We start from the raw sequence: 19,864 nt of genomic DNA on the forward strand, positions 1-19,864 counted from the left end.
CATACAGGTTGGATCTTAAAATTAATACTCCCAGATGTATTTCGCACTCATGTATCCTTTTTCTACACCTTTTATAATGGCTGCGGTTGTTTGTGCATCTGCATGAATTAAACTTGCATTTCCAGATTTCAATTCATCGATCACAACTGGGTTCTTCATTAGATGTGCAATGATATTTTGAATGTTCAATCATTGCCCTCCTTTGTCATAAATGCATATAATTGTTCCTTCTTCGTTTTAGGTAAATCAAGTTGTTCCATTCCACGCTTCATTTTTAACAGCATAATCTCTCTCATCGATACCATGTACTGAGTCAAACCAGCTTCAAGTAACTTCTGCTTCAGTTGAAACGGCTTTTGCTCTGACTCTTCCAGCCGGTTAGAAAAGAAGGAAAGAAGCTCTTGACTGGCATCGTTAAAACGTCTTTGTAAATAACTGAATGCCAGTGTTTGTTTTTTTTGAAAATCTCCGTTTGATTTTGAAAATAACGCAAAAAAATCGTTACTGATCTGTTCAGCAACACCATAATATATCGAATAAGATTCCACAGTAGCGTTTATTTTTCCTGTCGCTAAATAAACACCCAGTACGCTAGAAAGAGCTGTTAAAGATCCTGATTTTTTCCTTAAAACCTCTACACACTCTTCTTCTGTTCCATGCAAATGTCGCAAATCCTCATGCTGACCTTCCATTGACATTTTGATGAAGTGGAACAGTTTCTCTATTAGTTGAGAATTATTTTCACAAATTGATGTGATGAATTGGATACTCACCGTATACAAATACGTAGAAGCATTGATGGCCACTCCTTGGTCGACGTTCATCCAAGGGTAGGAATTATTGTCCTGATCTTCAATATCATCTAATATATCGGCAGATAAGATGAGAAGTTCAATCCCTGCTGCCAGTTTTGTAATCGCTTGCTTGTCTTGTCCGTCAAATGCCTCATAATGCTGATAAGCTAATTGACCAAGAGGAAATTCTTTTTTTCTATCTGTAAATTTCAAAAGCAGCTTTTGTAAATCATTCTGCCTGACTGCATGTTGAATAAAATCAGACATATTCTGCTTGATTTTTGTATTCTCTAGATAGTTTAGCATACTCGATCTTGTACCTCACCCTTCCGCCTTTTATTTTACTAAAAAGACATGAGCAAATGTCCACTGACATCACTATTTAACAATTATATAATAATATATCCTTTTTTTGTATGTATTTGGATAAAAAAAAGACTTGATGATTATCAAGTCTTTAAGAAATTTTCACATATTCATATTTGTCGTATTGATCAATGCTTTTGTTAATGTTATGAAGAGAAGCCGTTGTTTCTCTGATTTCGTTTTCAAGTTTCCATAATAATTGTTTAAGTTCTTCGATTTCATACTTTTCCATCGATTCCACTCTCCTTTTTTGGAAGATCAATGTATTTGTGTATGGTGATTGGGTCATAAGTATTTGATCTGTTACTAACAGTGTAAATGTAATTGAGTATTTTTTCACCGAAAAGTATGCACAAAACGTGTGCGCGATACCGCAAAATTCAATAGGTCTTTTTTCATCATTTTCTGACTTTTCAAATCATACTTTTATCTCAATTTCAAAGGAATTGCGTCATTTTTGCGACAGGAATAGGCATCATTCGTCACACTTCTCTCCCGATAGAACGTACGATCCCCTCTGCATCTTCGGTTTTGCGTGTCATAGGTCAGACGACAGATGCTATTGTGGACACCGCAATTTTTTGGCGACATTCACCGAAATTGACCGCAAAAGTACCTATTTTTATGCTGGAATTACAAAGATAGAAAGATCATTTTGATTCTTTATTCTGATTTTCTACATACATTTAGAACAGATATCCGTCCAATTTCACGTCAATGAGAGAAGAGGTGACCATGTGTTTTACTATGTTCCTTATCCTGCTTTGCAGGTTCCCGCAATGAGCCGCGCATACCCGCCGCGCACGCCAATGACTTTTCCTCCAGTAGATGCCCACTCATTTCAACGAGCCGCAAAAGAATCAGCCCGCCTCGTTGCTGATGCTTCACTCATTACGCAGCAAATTTCCAGCTCCCTTCCGTTTGCGCAGCGCATCATGGAGGCTGCTGAGCGCTCTGATTCCACAAGTGTCATCCGAATGCTGAAGCAAATCGGTGTGAAAAGCGGCATTGATATCCGCTTTAGTCCAGAAGGGATTCGCATCTACTTGTCTCTTGCCTCCAGCAGACTTTTTCTTCTTTTAAAGTGGGCATGACAAAGAAAAAGCCGCTCTCACGCGAGCGGCTTTTCTTAAGATTCAAACATTTTATGGCACCATTCAATGGCTTCTATATAACAGCCATAGGCTTCCTGTTTCGGGAGATTTCCATCTAACATCTCATCATCCCATTCATTTCGTTCAATACGTTTGGCCACACCTAGTACAAAAGAATAATCATTTTCATAGCCAAGCAGTGCCTCGCCAACTTCATCAGAAAGCGGCAGTTCCTTCACAAGTTCTGTGATATCTGCCCTGACAAGCGTATCAATCAGAGAAAACATACCTGTCAGCATATAAGAGGCGGGGTGCTCTCGTTCAGTACGAGAAGCAATCAGTTCACACGTTTTGGCACGAATGAATGACATTTTGATGATTTCTTTTTGGCTTGAATTAGCTTGGACATTCAGTTCTTTAAATGAAAGGATAAAGATCCAGCGCCGAATTTCATTAAACCCAAGCAGGATAATCGCCTGCCGGATACTTTTAATTTGATAAAGACGTCTCATGCCGCCTGAATTCAGCATTTTTAATAATTGATATGATAGCGAAAGGTCACTTTCAATAAAATGGGTCACGGTCTGGATATTCGGCTGGTCCTTGCTTAACTCATTTAAAAGCTGATGGTACGCATGGAAGCTGGTCGATAATGCTCGTCCCGATATCACATGCGGCTCACTAAAGAAATACCCTTGAAACAAGTGGAAGCCCGCTTCAAGCGCCTCTTCATATTCTCTTCTCGTTTCTACCTTTTCTGCTAGGAATCGAAGGCGATACTTTTTATACGAATGCAGAATATCTCTTCGTTCTTGCGTTGTGGTTTTCAGAAAGTCAATTTTTAAAATATCTATGCAGTAGAGGAGTTCCTCAAGCAGCTTGTCACTATAATGTGTTCCGTTTAGGAAGAAATCATCGAGTGCAATCGTATATCCCCATTTTTTTAACTGCTTACATCTCATAATAAGTGCCGGGGTAATCGGTACATTTTCTAATATCTCGATCACAAGCTGATGCGGATCAAAATAGGTGAGCAGATCAGATGAAAGCAAGCTTTCGGTGAAATTAATGTAGCATCGTTTTCCTTCTGTCAGTGTTTCGATGCCGATATTTAGAAAACTGTTGATAATGAGGTCCGTTGTCGCTTGATCACCGTCTTCAGCGCTATATGTATTGGTTTCACTATCTCTATAAAGCAGCTCATATGATACGACTTGTTCTTTTCTGTTAAAAATAGGCTGTCTCGCAACAAACACCCTCAACTGCTCCAATCCTCCTTTATGCCATGACAAACAAGATGTGCTTTCAGTATACCAAATGATTGCGGTTTTAGTTCAATTTCAATCGGTCAAAATAAAAAAAAGAGACCACCTGGCTTGATGGTCTCCCTTTCTTTAAATCATTCGCTTTCATAAAGCTCTTTTTTGATTTTATTTTTCACATCATGGATAAACTGCATTTTATTATCCCAGCATTTTTGACTCAAATCGACTGGATATTCTTCTGGTTTGCTGATTCGTTTGTATTCCTCCCAGAAGAGTCCAAGACTGTCCTGCACGTAGGCTTGAATCGTTTGAATATCCGGATTGTCATAGACAAGTTTTCCTTGTTCAAAAATCGGGACGTGAAGATCTTTCGCCACAAAGTTCGTCACGAATTTACTAATAAATGTATGCACAGGATGGAACATTTTTAGTTTATCTTCACTATGAACATCTTCCTCTTCAAGTGCAATGTAGTCGCCCTCAGAATGATGATTCAATTGATTGATAATCCGGTACACACGTTTACGGCCTGGTGTTGTCACTTTCTCTGGGTTGGATGAAATTTTGATGGTATCATTCATTTTGCCGTTTTCTTCAATGGACACCAGCTTATATACTGCACCGAGGGCTGGCTGATCGAATGCTGTGATCAGTTTTGTCCCAACACCCCACACATCAATTTTGGCGCCCTGTGCCTTTAAATTCATAATGGTGTGTTCATCAAGATCGCTTGATGCAATGACTTTAGCATCATGGAAACCTGCTTCATCAAGCATTGTTCTAGCTTTTTTAGACAAGTATGCAAGGTCTCCGCTATCAAGTCTGACACCAATGAAGTTGATTTTATCTCCAAATTCTTTCGCTACCTTGATCGCATTCGGAATACCTGATCTGACGGTATCATACGTATCGACTAAAAAGACGCAGTCTGTATGTGTTTCAGCATATTTTTTAAATGCCGTATATTCATCGCGGTATGCTTGTACAAGTGCGTGGGCATGTGTTCCTGATACTGGTATGTTGAAGCGTTTCCCAGCACGAACATTACTTGTCGCCTGAAAGCCGCCGATGAGTGCCGCTCTTGCTCCCCACATCGCTGCATCCATTTCATGCGCACGTCTTGTTCCGAATTCTAATGCTGTCTCATCTTCTATGATTCCTTTAATCCGGGCCGCTTTTGTTGCAATCAGCGTCTGGAAATTCACGATATTGAGCAATGCCGTTTCGATTAACTGAGCTTCAACAAGCGTTGCCTCGATGCGCATAATCGGTTCATTCGCAAAGACAATTTCCCCTTCTCGCATTGAATGAAGTGTACCTGTAAAGGACAATCCGCTTAAATAGTCAATGAAATCGCTTTTATAACCGAGTTCATCTTTTAAATACGCCAGATCGCTTTCGGTGAAAGAAAAGTCCGATAAATATTCAATCGCTTTCTCTAAGCCAGCAAATACAGCGAAGCCATTGTCAAATGGAAGCTTTCTAAAGAAGAGTTCAAAGACTGCCTTCTTCTCATGAATGCCGTCTCTCCAATACGTTTCTGCCATGTTAATTTGATAAAGATCTGTATGTAGTGATAAACTGTCGTCATTAAACCGATGCTCCAACTTCCATTCTCCTTCCCTTACTTAACCACTTTCGCACCAAGCGACTGCTCAAAGTGAGAAAGTGCCCACTCGTGCCCCGCTTCATTAAAACTCGCCACAGCATTTTGGTGAATCACAAGTTCGAAGCCTTTATTGTACGCATCAACAGCTGTATGAAGTACACAAATATCGGTACATACGCCGGCTAAGTGAAGTTCCGTGATGCCGCGCTCGCGCAGTTTCATTTCTAATTGAGTGCCTGCAAAAGCAGAGTATCTTGTTTTTTCCATATAGTAGACATGTTTTAAATGTTTTGACGTGTGAAATAGTGAACTTAGTTGTCCATAAAGTTCAATACCCTCTGTTCCGCGAATATTATGGGGCGGAAATAACTTTGTTTCTGGATGATAAGGGTCCTCTTCTTCATGATGATCGACAGCAAAGACGACAAAGTGGCCTTCATCAATAAATGAAGAAGTGATTTCTGTGATCTTAGACTCAATCGCCTGCCCAGGCTTTCCGCATGTCAATTTTCCATCGTCTGCAACAAAATCAACTGTATAATCTATACAAATCAACGCTTTGCCCATCCGCATCTCTCCCATATGCTCTTTTGAATCATTATAGCTTATTCATTTCACTAGGGAAACCTATTCACAGATTCATGAGAAAAAGCTTTTTGAAACAGCTCATCCTCTATATAGATATGCTCCTGATTGACCGCATCAGGCATCTCTATGACAAGACCAAAAGGAGAGTGCGCTTCGTGATGATTCACCACTTTAAAGGAACATCCAGCGGCATTTGCCATTTTGACATATTGAGAATAAGAAGCATAGGAAAGTTCACCATTTAAAAGAACTGTGGCCTGGCGATTGGCCTTCAATATTTGTTCGACTTCTTGATACGGTTTATTTCTTGATACCTGTCCCTTTGTCAGGGCGAGAAGCGCTCGTTCCCTTAATGAGCCAAGAAACATTCTTCGTTCATCGGGTTTTGTTTCAGCATGTCCAAATATCCCTTGCTGCAAATAAAAGTCTACGGATTCTTCTTTCATCGCTGTGTTCACTCCTGGTTTCTAAATTTACATTTCTGTGACCCAGTGCACAATCTTGAGTGCGAGGTCACGGGCTTCGTCTGTTTCTACTCTTTCCATTAAGGATTGTTCAAGCGTATGGATGAGCTGCTCCTTTTCGTCCTCATACGCAATGGAAATACTCCATTCAATGTCAGGTACGGCTACAAGCGTTTTATATTCTTTTTTATTTTCATGTAAATATACATTGTAGGTCTTTGGTTGTCCGCTTGTGATGTGTGCTTTTCTAATTTTCATTTGACTCAGTTCACACCTCTTTTTTCTTCTTACATCCATATCCATTGTACCATAAAAAAAGACAGCTTCTGAAAAGGAATTCCCTTTCAAAGCTGGCTATGCATTAAAGCTCTTTTGCTGGCTGATCAGGTCTATATCCCACATAAACGTAACGTTTGGACTGCTAAAAAATTGGACAAAGTCCCCTGCATTATAGGTACCTGATCCACCGGCGGAGTGATCGACACTTTTTGGCGAAATGGCAAAAACATCACCGAAATGTGCAGAACCATTTCCAATCACACGGTCAATATGAATAGGCCCAACAATCGCTGGCATCTTTCCACCACCTTTTCTCCCCACATCATATGCCCAGCTCAAAAATACGTGTATGAAAAATAAAAAAGACAGCTGATCTGTGACCATCAGCTGCCTTTCTATGCGTTAAATGATTGAGGCTGGCCAAACAATGTAAAGTCCCAAAGCATCGTGGCATTCGGATCACTTGTAAGTGACATATAATCACCTGAATTAAAGGCTCCCGCACCGCCAGTAGAGTGGTCTACAGCCAAAGGAGCAATGGCCAGGACATCACCGAAAGTAGCTGCACCGTTTCCTCCTAACGACTCGATATGAATAGGTCCAACGATTGCAGGCATCAGAATCTCCCCCTATCTGCTTATCTCAATCATCTTATGCAAGAAGGGAAAAAGTGTGCATCTGTCCTAGACGTTTAAATGCTGTTCTTTGCGAGATCGCTGACGCAGCTGCACCAATCTGACAATATTCAAGGTGATGGCTTTGAGCAGTGCATAGACAGGGACCGCAAAAATCATGCCAAGGATTCCGCCAAAGCTTCCTGCCCCAATTAATAGCAGGATGATGGTCAAAGGATGTGTGTTGAGGCGTTTCCCAATGATCAATGGAGAAATGACATTTCCGTCAATTTGCTGAACGACAAGAATGACAATGACTGTCACCACCGCTTTTCCAGGCGAATCAAGAAACGCAATAAGCACAGCTGGTGCCGCGCCAAGATATGGCCCAAGGTACGGAATCACATTTGTGACCGCAATGATAATGCCGAGAATGAGCGCATATTTCACACCGATTAATAAGTATCCGATAAAACAAGCCACTCCAACAAATAAACAGACAACAATCTGCCCTTGTATGTAAGCTGCAAGCGTATCGTTTAATTCTTTAAAGATTTTCAATCCTTCCTTACGGTAAGGCATTGGCAAAAATTGAACGAGCTTGTCCGGAAACTTATGTCCGTCTTTCAACATATAAAACAAAATGAACGGAACTGTGATCACAGCTAAAGCAATATTGGCAATCACACCAAACACAGCAGACATACTTGAAGCAATATTTTCCGGCAAACCTTTTAATGTCGAAACAATTGTCTGTTCAAACTTCGAGACGGAGACATAATCTTGGTTCATCATCCAAGTAAATGTTTTAGAATGCGAGAAGTCGTTGATAAATTTCTGCATATCCGTCACATAACCAGGGAAGCTTTTGACAAGTCCACCAACCTGCGTGACAATAACCGGTCCCGCAGCATTCACAATGAACGTGATGAGTCCGATGAACAAAAGATAAATGATCAGGATAGCAAGTGTCCTAGGAATTTTCCTGGACAAAAATCGAACAATTGGATTAAAGATGAAAAAGAGAATTCCAGCCAGCAAGATGGGAACAAACAAGGTAGATGCAAATAAAATAATCGGCTGAAATAAAAACGAAACCTTTGTAGATACATAAACAATGAGTAAAACAAGTAATATTTGGAATGTCCAAAAATGAACTTTAGATTTTAACAAAGATGCTCCTCCTGTTACGTATTGATCTTATTAAAAAACTACTATTCCACCCACCTTCTGTCAACTGCTTCTTGTTTTAGAACCTTATTTTTTGTAAAAAAAAGAACAATTGGTATATCATGCACTTTTTCCAGATATACATTCTATAAGCGTGAAAAAAGCAGACACCTTTGCGTCTGCTTTTTACACTCTTTCACTGTGATCAGGCATCACCGATACAATTTGCTGGATCCGCACATAAAAAACTGATTTTGTCCCCGCCTCAATGACAATATGATCCGGCATGACTTCCTTCAATTTTCCGCGCACTGTATCTTTCACTGTTTGAACAATCAATCTCATACCGATCACTTTCTGCAATGTTTGATAAACATATGGATCAACTAATGAAACAAGCTGCGGACTTCCTTGTTGTGCCATCCTACCTGCCCCTTTACTTGTGTATTTACCCACATCGTATGCAATGACCCATGTGAATGTCACTCAGGGCAAACCCACAACTCAAATACCATATTTTAACATTTTATTCAATTTTACATTTTTCGGAAGTATAATAGATTGGTGCTGCCAACAACTTAAATCATTTGAAGAGGTGAATGATCTTGAAAAAACTCATCTGTCTCGCTGCTGTCATGCTCTTTTTTTCCTTTGCAAGTTATGCGTATGCAGGATCAATTGGAGATGAACCTGGGACACCAGGAAAGTGGTTTAAAGGAGAAGAGCCGGTTCAAAAAGACGAGTCAAAACCACCACTTGTTTTTGTTCACGGCATTAACAGCTCCTCCTCCACATGGTTCGACCGAAACGACATGGCAAAGCAAGCTGTTCTGAACGGATACGAAAGCGCATTCATAGATTTGTATCCAGATCAGGATACGAAAAAGAATGGCAAACTATTAGCAGAAAAGTTAAAAGAAATCTATGATGTGTTCGGTCGAAAACTTATTGTGATTGGTCATAGTAAAGGCGGGGTGGATACACAGTCCGCACTCGTGTATCACGATGCCCATCCATATGTAGAGAAGGTCATCACACTCGGCTCCCCTCATTACGGGACGCCGCTGGCAGATTTAGCGTATAGCAAGGGCGGAAGCTGGCTCGCAGAAATTCTTGGACAAAAAAGCGACGCGCTCTATTCTTTGCAAACGGGGCTCATGGCAGCTTTTCGAAGTGAAACCGACAAGCTGGAGAAGTTTCCTCAAAAATACATCACGTATTCGGGATCGGAATGGGGAACATTTGGCGGGGTGCTGTATTTAGGCGGCATGTATTTAAAGAGCTTTGGTGCAAATGATGGCGCCGTCACGGTAAGCAGCACAAGACTATCATATGCAAACAATATTTTAACAGGGAAATGGGATCACAACTCCATTAAAAACGGCACAAGCATGTTCCCTGTGTTTCAGCATCAGCTACTGGCAAATGCCGCAAGCGCTGAAAAAGAAAATATAGAGAGCCCGAACTCTACTGAGCTGAATACAGATGTTTATGTGAAAGGCGGTGAAAGTGAAAAGGATAAAACAGAAGCGTTCTATGTAGAGGAAGGAACGAATGGCTTATCGATTCAGTGGTTAAATGAAAGGCATGAGGCGCGGCCAGAAATCATCGCCCCAAATGGAGACGTCTTAACAAATCTGAAGACATCGGAAGCATCTTTCCCATATGAAGGCGCATTTTCGCACCATGTGCAAATCAATAAACCCGTTCCTGGAAAATGGACGATTCGATCAAATTCAGGAAAAAAGGCTCCTTATTTGCTGCTCGTATCCTTTGATTCACCATTAAATGACGAAATCAAAGCAGAGGCAGCGAAATCAGGGGATGATGCATCGACCCATTCAAGCGGTCTGATTAAACGATTAAGCAAGAAAGTAGAAACCTTTTACTTTAAGGATGCCCAAAAAGATCATCCACTCAAAACAACTGCTTCATCCGCTGTTGAATTGAAAAAAGAAGGTGCTTATTCTGTCACGGTTCATTACACCGGACTCACTGCATCAGGTACATCTGCATTTAACCGTACCGTTATTCGCACATTGTATGTCGATCAGGATGGAAATATTCATGGAGACATTCCATACTAAACAGAGCGTTTCATAGGCTGAAGTGCCTGCTGCACTTTTTGATCCAATTCCGTGATTTTTTTCATTGCAAGTGATTCGTCTATTTGTCTGTAATGGTGATGTCCGCCAGGCTCTTCATCCATTTCATCTGCCTTCTTGACGATTTGCTGAAGTGTGTCCTTATGAAGGTCGCCCTCTGGCAAATATGAATCTGTATGAAGCAGAATCGCAAGCGCAATATCTTTGGCTGCCTTTGGTTCCTCACCGAGGCGTATGAGCAGTTTGTGAGCCCGCTCTGCGCCTTTAATGGCATGAATATCATTCCGTCTATATGTCTCGTAATCCCATTCTCCGCCAGCTGTATACCATTCATAGTGGCCAATGTCATGCAAGAGGGCTGCTTTCACAGCGAGATCTGGATTAATCCCAGCCTGCACCGCCAGTTTGAATGCGTGATAAGCACAAGCAATCGCATGGGCTTTTCCTGACCGATTTAAATATTTTTGAGCGACTGGATGGGTGTAAACATCCATTAATGTAACCTTTCTCATGGAAACCCCTCCTTATCTATATTTTTAGCATCCTAACATATTCTGAAAAGAAACTCAAATGTTCTGTTATATTTTCTATGAGTCTCAAGAACAGCTTATGTCAAATGAGCTGTTTTTGCTTGTACAATACGAAAAAAGCAGTCACTATGACTGCTTTTTTTCTCCTTTTTAGCGTGATATGAAAACCCTTGAAGTCTAGGAAGACCGAGTACTGGCGCGGAGCGAATTTGAGATTCGTGAGCACCGGCACCGAGGCCTGACACAGAATGCGAGGGTTTTTCTTCACGCTGCAGCAGTCGTTATGACTGCTTTTTCACATACTCACGTGCATCGTAGACACATCCGCCAGCTGGATCATCCGCTAAAAGATCGAGCAAAATACCTGCGACTTCATCTGGGCTCTTCAGCGTGCCTGTTTCATATAATTGCTGAAAACGGTCTATTTGTTCAAAGTCTTGTTTTGATGACTTCCGAATTTCCCCCTGCATATCTGTATCGATCGTGCCGGGTGAAAAGGAAAACGTGTTGATCGGATGCGCCTCGTCCTGCTGTTCCTCATGAAAAGTCCTCATAAACATGTCGAGTCCTGCCTTTGAACTGCAATACGCACTCCAGCCTTTATATGGGTTTTTCGCCGCTCCAGAAGAAAGATGAACGATCGTTTTCTTTCCGTTAAATGATTGAGTCTGCTTAGCAAACATATGGCTCAGTAAAACAGGAATGACAAGATTCAGCTTGTAATGCTGATGAAGCGTATCCTGTCCGCCTTGTCCAACGCGCTTGATAGGTGTGACCATTCCTGCATTGTTGACAAGTAAGATGTCATCAGCATCTGCCAGAGTTTGCGGCGTGAGACTATCTTGAATCCATTTGGCCGCTGCTTCTTCATCGGTCAGATCAACCTGGGTATGTGTAAGCTTCGGATGGGATATGGGCGATGCACTTCTTGCTGCTGTGTACACATGATCCCCGCGTGAAAGCAGCCTGTTCACAAGTGCTAAGCCAAAGCCTTTTGATCCGCCTGTAACGATTGAAATTCGAATGACAATCTCCTCCCTTGATATCACTATTTTACGTAGTGAAACGGTATGACATCAAGCAATCTGCATAAAGAAAAGCCTGCCTCTATTAAAAGAGACAGACTATTTCTTTTCAGCCTTCACATTCACCTTTGGAATCAGGATGATCATCACAACGAGACCAAGGGCTATCAAGAAACCAAAGATCATCGGAAGCAGTGCCGATGTCTCCTTCTCATGATCATCCTCAGATGGTGCTGATACAGCCGAATCACTAAAAGAGATATTCATCTCTTTCATCATACGAGCTGGTGTTTTGGGCGGGTTCTCCTTTAGATCACTAAAAAGCTGCGGAGAAAGAGATCCCCCCGGGGCTTTGGGCGGTTCAGCAAAATGAATGTCTGTTTTGATTTTTGACGTCGTTTTGCTTTGTTCGTATTTCGTTTGATCCCTCAATATACTCGAGTTAATATTAAGTTCCTTTTCCTGATATTCATTCGGCTTGACATTCGTATCCGTGTCTTCACCAGCAGCGAAAGCAGCAGGGATGAGGAGAAAAAGGGAAACGGCAGCGAGTGCCGCCCCTTTCACGAATAGATTAAGCTTCATGAGTCACATCACGTTCCTCTGTTTTATCTTTCCATAGCTTTTTCACAAGCGGTACGACCATGAAAAGGACAGTTAAAATCACTAACCCTGTGACGCCCATTCCAAAGGTGTCTCCATTTCCATATTGGATCGACAGGTATACGTCTGTCACTGGATTGGTAAAGTGGAAATTCGGCATCACCAAATCAATTAACGGTGCGACAAAGAAGAAAATCAGTGCCGTTGCTGCCATCCATCCGGCAATGGAACCGAAAAGGAAGGCCGTGCGAATAAAGGCAGAACACGCCACTAATAACAAAATGGTGAAGATCGACCATTGAATGGCTTGATCATCTGCAAGTTTGTAAATGTTCAGTCCAAACAAGCTGATCATGAGTCCGACTAATAGATTCAAGATGCCAAACAGTGCACCTTTGACCAGCATCGGAGCTGACGCATAATACGAGCTGAAAAAGCCAATTAACAAACTGCTGATCATCACAATGACCAAAATGACGACCGGCGGTACAGTCTGCGTTTTTTCTTCCGGCACATCGCCGCTGATTTTCAGCGGATTGGCTAAATGGTTATACACATAGTTGCTGTTGCCTTGATCACTTAATGTATTTCCTAAAATACCCTTTAAATCTTGCTGAACAAGTTTTGTAGAATCGACATTCTTGCTCCAGTTTTCATTCAGCGTATCTGCTTTCTCTTGAACTGTTGTGACACTCTCTTCAATGTTATTCGTATAATCCGCCACCCCTTTTTGGCGGTCGGTTAACGAACTCATATTTTCAGAAAGACGAAGCACTTCCTGACCAATTGAATCCTGTGCACTGACAACAATTGAACTGCCTGCAAGGTCTGCTGTATACACCGCATCTCCTTGATCAGCCATTTGCTCAGCTACATTGTCCGCACTTTCAGAAATTGTCTGTAATTCCTGTTCCATGCTTGCCTGCTGAGTCGTAATGTACTCCGCATAACCATCTGAAAACTTCTGCATCTCATCAATAAAAGTAGACACATCATCGTTTGATGTCAGCATCTGGTTTTTGAGCTTATCCCAGTTTTCAGTTTCTTCTTTTTTGATGGAGAGGATGGACTGGATTTCATCTGGTTTGGTGTCGACCAAAGAAGAAGGATCCTTCTCTTGATAGAAGCTGTTAAGTAATGCTTCATAATGTACTAATTCATTTGAATACTTTAATAATTCTGATGCATTTTCTGATTTTGTATTAAAATCCCTAAGTTTATCCATTTTCGATGTATATTGATTTAATGGAGATTGAGTTGTTTCTATTCGTTCTAATTTTCTTGTAATAGCAGATTCTTGTTTGATGATGGATTTCTTTATATCACTTATGTTTTTATTGTTGCTAGTTTCTATTCTTATTATTTTTTCTTCTAGTTTATCTATTTTATCTGTTAAAGATTTTAATACTTTACTCAAAAGATCGACTTTTCCTTGTAATTGATCATTATGAGCTGTGGTTTTCTCCTCGATATTCTTTTTCACTTCTTCTAATTTTAGGGACAGTGCTTTTAGTTGCTCTTTTGATTGAACTGACGTTGATTTGGTTTCCTCAGTTTGTTCTGGATTTTCTTCACCATTTTCTGAAGTAGGTGGCGTTTCTTCATTTCCAGACAACTCATCTGCCACTTGATTTATTTCTGTTGAGATTTCAGTTAATTTCTTCATCTCTTCTTCAAGATCGATTTTCAAATCGTCTGTCGAGTCTTTTTGGTCTTCACCTTGATTATTCGAATCCTCATTCGGATCCTCTTTCGGTTTCTCTGCTTCAAGCAATGCCTTTCTTGAAGCTTTCAATTGCTCTTGCAATGGAGTAATTTTATCCCCTATGTATGCAAGATATTGAGCTTCATAATTTCTAATCAGTTCTTCCTGAGACGTCTTCACAAGTTCCTTTAACCCCGTGGATTGCTTAGGAATAACGTCTTCTCTCGACTTTTGAACAGATTGGATGGCGCTGTCCGTTGTTTTCAGCTGACTTTGTACCCCGTTGATGTCTGTTTTTAGTCCGCCCATTTGATCACTAAAGCTGCGGGCATTTTGGTTTTGAATGTCAGCGAGTTGTTTGAGCCCTTGCTGGATTTGCTTTTGACTTGCTGATTGCGCTTTGATCAAGAGATCCTTTTGTTTGTCTTGATACTGCTGATATTGATCGACTGCTTTCACAAAGTCCTTTAACTGGTTCTTTGCTTCTTCTGTTGTACTCAAGCCGTCTTTATACTCTTTCTGTGAATCGGCCATCGCATTTTTTAATTCTTCTATTTGTTTCTTCTGCTGCTGGACGGCATCTGATAGTTTGTTTGAGTTCGGTTTATAGAAGTTGTACATCGTGTTTTGGAATTCGACTTCTTTGCCGACAATATGCTCAAACTCTTCTCTTACATTGCCGATTTCCTGTGATACAAAACTCCAGTATAGCGTCGACATCTGTTCATTCATTTTCTTTTGTGCATTTTCCAGCTCTCTTTGCACTTTCTCTTTATTGACTGCATTGAGCTGATCTTGAATTGAAAATTGAATGGACGCCTTTTCAGGATGGTCTTTATCATAGCTCAGCACATTTTTAGAGAAATCAGACGGAATATAAAGGACAGCGTCATATTTTCTGTTTTTCAGTCCATTTTCCGCCGCACTGCGATTCACTACAGTCCATGTATAATCAGGACGCTCTGACAATGCTGCCACAACATCCTGTCCGAAACGAGCCGTGTTTTCACTTTCGCTCGCTCCCATATCCTCATTGACCACTGCAATATTTCGTGTGGCATTCTTCTTCTGTTTTGCCGGGTCATCTCCAATCAGGTGGAAAAATAAAACCGGCAGCACAAGAATCAATATCATGGTGGATACGATTTTGATGGAGCTTTTTTGCTGCTCTGTCATTGAACACTCTTCCTTTCTACCGCACATAAAGGAACCTGGATTTTCTTCTCTTTTCCGTTTTCAACCAAATACCCGAAGCCTGGCTGAATCTCTGGTTCTTGTCTTGCATACGGGAGCGGTATGATGTTTTGCTCTGATTTTTTCATGAGTAACATAGCATGACGAACTTGTTTGATTTCGTTTGTGAGTGCATCATAGCCCTTACTGAACTCGGTATGATTCCCTGATGCAATCAGGCTGAAGCCTAGGTGTGCATATGACTTCATGAAATCAGCCAATTGATCTTGAAGACGCGGATCGATCGTCTGCTGAAAACGCGTAATGCCATCAATCACAAGCACAATTTGAGGAAATGACAGCTGATCGGTCTCCCCTTGGCGCACAGCTTCGACATACATTTCTTCCCGCACCTTGAATATGCGGTCCATTTCTTCTGCCCATTCGGTGATATCATCTTTTGTTTCAAGGTAATCAATGTTCTCTTCTTTTGCATAATGGGATAGACCTCGATCAATTGAATCAAAGACAGCCAGCTTTTCAGGCTTTGCCACTAAAAGCTGATCGAGCATCAGTTTTGTCACATTTGTTTTCCCGCGCTGCGTTTGACCGATGATGAGACAATGTTTATTCTTTTTCAAGTCAAAATAAACAGGTGCCACAGATTCCTCATCTAATCCGACTGGAATGTCATAAGGCGGTTTTTGTTCATCTAAACGACTCTCAAGCTCCCAAACTGTCAGCTTATCAGGAAGCATTGGCACAGGCTTTGGTTTTTCGGATGCTTCAAAGCGGTCATGAAGTAGCTGTATCTCTTGTTTCAAATGCTCAAACAATTCGAGATCGTTCTCTCCTTCAACTGGCAGAAACATTTGCGCAAAATAAAGCTCTTCTTTGTTAATAATGACTCGTCCTGGGATCGGCTCTAAGCTGAATTTCGGTCTGCCAATAATCGAGTACGCCTCTCCTTGATCCATTAAGTAATGGACAATCTTTGTTTTCAAATTGTTCATCAGCGATTGACGCACTGCATTTACCCGGGTTGCTGTAATCAAGAAGTATATACCTAGTGATTGTCCGTCACGGCTCAGCTGAATAAATTCAGATTCGAGATCATGCATTTCGTCTTTCACAATGTCAAAGTTGTCAATCACGATAAAAATGAACGGAAGCTTTTTCTCATTTAAGGCGTTGTACATTTTGATATGACTCATTTCTTGCTGTCTAAATAACCGCTTGCGATATTCAACCTCTTCCCGCAGACGCTTCATTGATTTTTGGATCTTTCTCATCTGATCCATTAAGAAATAATCCGCCGTATGCGGCAGTTTGGCTAACGGAAGCAATGTTCCGTTTCCGAAATCATAAATATATGCGTGCCATTCTTCAGGTGAATACCTCTCCGCAAAGCTCATCAGCAGTGTTGTAGCAGCAAGTGATTTGCCGTAGCCGGAGGAACCGAAGATGCCAATGTTCCCATCTTCCATCATTTGATAAGAAAGTGGATGCTGGCTTTGCTGATCTGGTTCATCAACAAGCGCAAAATGGAAGACATGCTCTTCACTCGACGCATAACGCGTTTTTGGAATCCGTTCTTCAAGCGGTGGAAGCCATGGACTTGGCAGCTTCTCAATTCCAAGCTCCTGCTGCATACGTTCAATTTCATCCACAACAGCGGAAATCTCCGTCACTGTCTCTTTTTTCACTGCTGGCTCTGTGCTTACCCCTGATAACGGAATAAGACCAGTATCTGTCACAATGGCAATGTCATCTTCTGAGCCGTAGCCATCTTCCATATATGGTGCACCGCTCCAAGCCGATTGGAACAATTCATAAATTTCATTGTTGCCCACTTGTAAATAACCGCGGCCTGTGACCGTAATGGACGCTGCATCACTATTTTTCAAAATTTCCTTACTGTCTGACGCATCTTGTACTTTTAGTGCGACCTTAAAACGGGAGTTACTCCAAATCTGGTCATCAATGACCCCGCCTGGCTTTTGGGTAGCCAAAATGAGATGGACCCCAAGGCTTCGGCCGATACGTGCAGCGCTGACAAGCTCCCTAATAAAGTCTGGCTCTTCACTTTTTAATTCAGCAAACTCATCAGAGATTAAGAACAAGTGAGGCATTGCCTGCTCAGCCTTTTTCTCCTTGTAGAGCTTCGTATAATCATTGATGTGATTCACGTGATACTGATCAAACAGCCGCTGCCTTTTCTTCAATTCACTTTTAATTGAGGCAAGCGCTCTTTCACTAAAGTTCTTGCTGCCTTCAATATTGGTGATCGTTCCAAGTAAATGAGGAATATTTCGAAACGGCTGCGCCATTCCGCCTCCTTTATAGTCAATCAACAGAAAAGCAACTTCATGCGGGTGAAAATGTACAGCGAGCGATAAAATATACGTCTGTAAAAATTCACTTTTCCCTGATCCCGTTGTCCCCGCCAACAGTCCGTGCGGGCCGTGCGCTTTTTCATGCAGGTTCAGATCGACAATGTCGTTTTTCCCCTTATAACCGATTGGCACTGATAATGATTTGGCCGTTTCTGAAGTCAGCCATTTTTCACGAATGCCAATGTCATCTACCTGTTTGGCATGGAAAAGATCAAGGAATGAGACCGTCTCAGGAATCGAATTGGTCATACCAACTTGATGATCCAATGTTCTCAGTGTTCTGGCAAACAGTTCATTGTCGCCGCGCTGATGTGTATCAAGCTGAAACGGAATTCGTACTGCCTTTTTGTGCTGAATGAGAATATCTCCTTCTTCTTCGTTAATATAACGGACAAGCGTCGAAATATTTTCAGCTAAGCTTTCCTTTGTTTCTGCTGCAAAGATGATGGAGATACCAAGATCTGTCCGGCTGCCTTCTAAGTATTCTAAAATCACATGCTCGGCAATGAGCTCATGATTTGTCACGATGAACACAAAATGAGGCGTAAAGATTTTCTTCTCTTTTTCTTCTTCTAAATCACGCTCGCGTAAAATTTCATAAATCGAGGACAACAGCTGATCGCGTGTTTGTTCGTTGTAAATAAACCCTTTGCCATATGTATGAGGCAGCTGGAAGTGCGGAAGCCATTTCATCCATTCCCATTTCTCATACTCTTGCTCATGAAAGATAAAGACAAATCTTAAATCGTGATAGCTGTGCGAGAAAGCAAGCTGTCCGACAAGCTGATGAAGCTCATTTTTCACAATCGCAGGCTTCCCAATTAATCCTGTTGGACCATCCGCAAGACCGAATGTAATCGGGACATTCTTCACTTCACGATATACTTTTTGCATGTGCTGCGTTTGTTCCATTAAGTCATCAATATCTCGATTGGCCATATCGCCGCCGCTCATCGATAATTCGTAGCTTGATGGGACTGCGCCTGTGCCAAGACGCAGGTGCAAGAAGTCGTCACTCACAAGCGTCTTTTCCCAAATGCGTCCGCTGATTTCTGATGTTAAATACTTCATTTGTTCAAATGACGGATAATGATACGTCAAAATATATTGCTGGCGGTCATACAGCTCCTGCAGCTCTTTCCGCTTATTTTCTAAATAAAGAGAGTAGACTCGCTGACGCTTCTCTTCTCGTCTTTTGCGCTGTGATTTTTCCTTAAAGTATTGAACGGACGATGTAATTAACGTCATGATAAACATCGCCATCGACACGATAATAAAGATTCCGCGCGGCTGGATTAGGGCAACAATCCCCATCACAAGGAGCATCACAAGCGGCGGAAGGACAACAAGCCAAAGCCCTCTGCTGTTATTTTCACTCTCCTGCGAAGGAAAGCTAAAGGATACCCTGTCATCTGGCAAATCATAAATCAAACGCGGTGTACGTCTGTATGAAGGGTATTTTTGTTTTGTTTCCGTACTTGGCGGTCTTGTTTTTTCCAAACGTGTATGAAAAGGTTCGTAAGCTGTCACCTGTAATAAATCATCGTCTTTAAATGTCACCGTCAGAAAGTTCCAGAACAGCTCATCTCCTGCATATACCTTCTCTGGACCGTGAATTTTCTTTCCGTTCACGTAAATCTTCTCGTCTTGAGGCATGACATACCATGTTCCTTCAATTTTCTCTAAAGTGAACTGGCTGGCATCTTGAAACATGGAATGGGCTTGTTCTTTCCACACATCTATCTCATCTTTCTCTTCACGTGAAAAAGACAGCTCCACTCTATTTCCTAGGTAATAAATATGTTGATCATGATGTGCATCCATTAAAATAAGTGTAAGTGAACCAAGCTGATATGGTTCATGTGGAAGTAATTTGCCCTTTTTCTCATCTCCCTGATAAATATAAAAACCATCATTCGGTTCTTCAGGAGATAAACGAATGACCCCTTCATCAAACGAAAGTGAAGGGATTGTCACCGTATGCTCTATTTCAGGTCCTATCAGAGCTTCTCGATTGAACTGCTCATCTAAACGGACAGTTTGATAATCCTCCTCATAAAAAACCCAAAGAAGACTCAAACGCT

19 protein-coding genes are annotated in these 19,864 nt (G+C 41.4%); 2 read left to right on the forward strand and 17 right to left on the reverse strand.

Going from position 1 to position 19,864, the window contains the following annotated elements:
- Nucleotides 1-21: 21 nt before the first annotated feature.
- The 3 genes from comX to degQ form a co-directional block, all read right to left on the reverse strand.
- On the reverse strand, nt 22-189 hold the full coding sequence (gene comX, locus NSQ25_RS14610) for a competence pheromone ComX (RefSeq protein ID WP_080696376.1): 168 nt from the start codon (nt 187-189) through the stop codon (nt 22-24).
- Nucleotides 186-1,100: a polyprenyl synthetase family protein gene (locus NSQ25_RS14615; RefSeq protein ID WP_070325968.1), complete on the reverse strand. Its 915-nt coding sequence runs from the start codon at nt 1,098-1,100 to the stop codon at nt 186-188. The genes comX and NSQ25_RS14615 overlap by 4 nt, the downstream gene beginning before the upstream one ends.
- A gap of 151 nt (nt 1,101-1,251) precedes the next feature.
- Nucleotides 1,252-1,392, reverse strand: a complete 141-nt coding sequence (degQ, locus tag NSQ25_RS14620) for a degradation enzyme regulation protein DegQ (protein ID WP_003213123.1) — start codon at nt 1,390-1,392, stop codon at nt 1,252-1,254.
- A 505-nt stretch (nt 1,393-1,897) separates the two neighbouring features.
- Between degQ and NSQ25_RS14625 the strand changes: the two genes are divergently transcribed.
- A complete protein-coding gene (locus NSQ25_RS14625) occupies nt 1,898-2,254 on the forward strand; it encodes a hypothetical protein (RefSeq protein ID WP_041115816.1) in 357 nt (118 codons plus the stop codon).
- Between the two features lie 35 nt (nt 2,255-2,289).
- Here the strand turns inward: NSQ25_RS14625 and NSQ25_RS14630 are convergent, their stop codons facing one another.
- The 9 genes from NSQ25_RS14630 to NSQ25_RS14670 form a co-directional block, all read right to left on the reverse strand.
- Nucleotides 2,290-3,516 (reverse strand): HDOD domain-containing protein, encoded by a 1,227-nt coding sequence (locus NSQ25_RS14630; protein ID WP_024423326.1) that lies wholly within the window; start codon nt 3,514-3,516, stop codon nt 2,290-2,292.
- 137 nt (nt 3,517-3,653) lie between these two features.
- The gene (locus NSQ25_RS14635; protein ID WP_024423327.1) at nt 3,654-5,126 is read right to left on the reverse strand and encodes a nicotinate phosphoribosyltransferase; all 1,473 of its coding nucleotides are present in this window, start codon (nt 5,124-5,126) and stop codon (nt 3,654-3,656) included.
- Nucleotides 5,127-5,143: 17 nt separating this feature from the next.
- Nucleotides 5,144-5,695, reverse strand: coding sequence for an isochorismatase family cysteine hydrolase (locus NSQ25_RS14640; protein ID WP_024425949.1), 552 nt, complete (start codon nt 5,693-5,695; stop codon nt 5,144-5,146).
- 50 nt (nt 5,696-5,745) lie between these two features.
- On the reverse strand, nt 5,746-6,162 hold the full coding sequence (locus NSQ25_RS14645) for a YueI family protein (protein ID WP_326135724.1): 417 nt from the start codon (nt 6,160-6,162) through the stop codon (nt 5,746-5,748).
- Between the two features lie 27 nt (nt 6,163-6,189).
- Nucleotides 6,190-6,438 (reverse strand): YueH family protein, encoded by a 249-nt coding sequence (locus NSQ25_RS14650; RefSeq protein ID WP_024423330.1) that lies wholly within the window; start codon nt 6,436-6,438, stop codon nt 6,190-6,192.
- 96 nt (nt 6,439-6,534) lie between these two features.
- Entirely contained in the window at nt 6,535-6,756 is a 222-nt protein-coding gene (locus NSQ25_RS14655; RefSeq protein ID WP_024425952.1) for a spore germination protein, read from the reverse strand.
- Nucleotides 6,757-6,854: 98 nt separating this feature from the next.
- The gene (locus NSQ25_RS14660; protein WP_003213446.1) at nt 6,855-7,076 is read right to left on the reverse strand and encodes a spore germination protein; all 222 of its coding nucleotides are present in this window, start codon (nt 7,074-7,076) and stop codon (nt 6,855-6,857) included.
- 66 nt (nt 7,077-7,142) lie between these two features.
- Entirely contained in the window at nt 7,143-8,246 is a 1,104-nt protein-coding gene (locus tag NSQ25_RS14665; protein WP_034282578.1) for an AI-2E family transporter, read from the reverse strand.
- A 183-nt stretch (nt 8,247-8,429) separates the two neighbouring features.
- A complete protein-coding gene (locus tag NSQ25_RS14670) occupies nt 8,430-8,666 on the reverse strand; it encodes a YuzF family protein (RefSeq protein WP_034282580.1) in 237 nt (78 codons plus the stop codon).
- Nucleotides 8,667-8,842: 176 nt separating this feature from the next.
- Here NSQ25_RS14670 and NSQ25_RS14675 point away from each other — a divergent pair, with 176 nt between their 5' ends.
- Nucleotides 8,843-10,330 carry an alpha/beta hydrolase gene (locus NSQ25_RS14675; protein ID WP_227001681.1) on the forward strand — a complete coding sequence of 496 codons (1,488 nt, stop codon included), beginning with the start codon at nt 8,843-8,845 and terminating at the stop codon, nt 10,328-10,330.
- Here the strand turns inward: NSQ25_RS14675 and NSQ25_RS14680 are convergent.
- The 5 genes from NSQ25_RS14680 to essC all read right to left on the reverse strand — a co-directional run bounded on the left by NSQ25_RS14680 (nt 10,327) and on the right by essC (nt 19,859).
- Nucleotides 10,327-10,860: an HD domain-containing protein gene (locus NSQ25_RS14680; RefSeq protein ID WP_024423336.1), complete on the reverse strand. Its 534-nt coding sequence runs from the start codon at nt 10,858-10,860 to the stop codon at nt 10,327-10,329. The two genes, NSQ25_RS14675 and NSQ25_RS14680, sit on opposite strands and share 4 nt — an antisense overlap.
- Nucleotides 10,861-11,159: 299 nt before the next feature.
- A complete protein-coding gene (locus NSQ25_RS14685; protein WP_326135350.1) occupies nt 11,160-11,903 on the reverse strand; it encodes a (S)-benzoin forming benzil reductase in 744 nt (247 codons plus the stop codon).
- 99 nt (nt 11,904-12,002) lie between these two features.
- Nucleotides 12,003-12,488 (reverse strand): type VII secretion protein EssA, encoded by a 486-nt coding sequence (essA, locus tag NSQ25_RS14690; protein ID WP_326135726.1) that lies wholly within the window; start codon nt 12,486-12,488, stop codon nt 12,003-12,005.
- Nucleotides 12,478-15,387, reverse strand: coding sequence for a type VII secretion protein EsaA (gene esaA, locus NSQ25_RS14695; protein ID WP_326135727.1), 2,910 nt, complete (start codon nt 15,385-15,387; stop codon nt 12,478-12,480). The genes essA and esaA overlap by 11 nt, the downstream gene beginning before the upstream one ends.
- Nucleotides 15,384-19,859 (reverse strand): type VII secretion protein EssC, encoded by a 4,476-nt coding sequence (gene essC, locus NSQ25_RS14700; protein ID WP_326135729.1) that lies wholly within the window; start codon nt 19,857-19,859, stop codon nt 15,384-15,386. Before essC ends, esaA begins: the two co-directional genes overlap by 4 nt.
- Nucleotides 19,860-19,864: the final 5 nt, after the last annotated feature.

This window comes from Bacillus sp. FSL R5-0512 (assembly GCF_038593295.1).
Classification (GTDB): domain Bacteria; phylum Bacillota; class Bacilli; order Bacillales; family Bacillaceae; genus Bacillus; species Bacillus safensis.

What these genes read in the sequence shown, in the direction of transcription:
- NSQ25_RS14615 (WP_070325968.1), bottom strand. Translation starts at nt 1,100, where the DNA reads ATGCTAAACTATCTAGAGAATACAAAAATCAAGCAGAATATGTCTGAT.
- degQ (WP_003213123.1), bottom strand. Translation starts at nt 1,392, where the DNA reads ATGGAAAAGTATGAAATCGAAGAACTTAAACAATTATTATGGAAACTT.
- NSQ25_RS14640 (WP_024425949.1), bottom strand. Translation starts at nt 5,695, where the DNA reads ATGGGCAAAGCGTTGATTTGTATAGATTATACAGTTGATTTTGTTGCA.
- NSQ25_RS14645 (WP_326135724.1), bottom strand. Translation starts at nt 6,162, where the DNA reads ATGAAAGAAGAATCCGTAGACTTTTATTTGCAGCAAGGGATATTTGGA.
- NSQ25_RS14650 (WP_024423330.1), bottom strand. Translation starts at nt 6,438, where the DNA reads ATGAAAATTAGAAAAGCACACATCACAAGCGGACAACCAAAGACCTAC.
- NSQ25_RS14655 (WP_024425952.1), bottom strand. Translation starts at nt 6,756, where the DNA reads ATGCCAGCGATTGTTGGGCCTATTCATATTGACCGTGTGATTGGAAAT.
- NSQ25_RS14660 (WP_003213446.1), bottom strand. Translation starts at nt 7,076, where the DNA reads ATGCCTGCAATCGTTGGACCTATTCATATCGAGTCGTTAGGAGGAAAC.
- NSQ25_RS14670 (WP_034282580.1), bottom strand. Translation starts at nt 8,666, where the DNA reads ATGGCACAACAAGGAAGTCCGCAGCTTGTTTCATTAGTTGATCCATAT.
- NSQ25_RS14675 (WP_227001681.1), top strand. Translation starts at nt 8,843, where the DNA reads ATGATCTTGAAAAAACTCATCTGTCTCGCTGCTGTCATGCTCTTTTTT.
- NSQ25_RS14680 (WP_024423336.1), bottom strand. Translation starts at nt 10,860, where the DNA reads ATGAGAAAGGTTACATTAATGGATGTTTACACCCATCCAGTCGCTCAA.
- essA (WP_326135726.1), bottom strand. Translation starts at nt 12,488, where the DNA reads ATGAAGCTTAATCTATTCGTGAAAGGGGCGGCACTCGCTGCCGTTTCC.
- esaA (WP_326135727.1), bottom strand. Translation starts at nt 15,387, where the DNA reads ATGACAGAGCAGCAAAAAAGCTCCATCAAAATCGTATCCACCATGATA.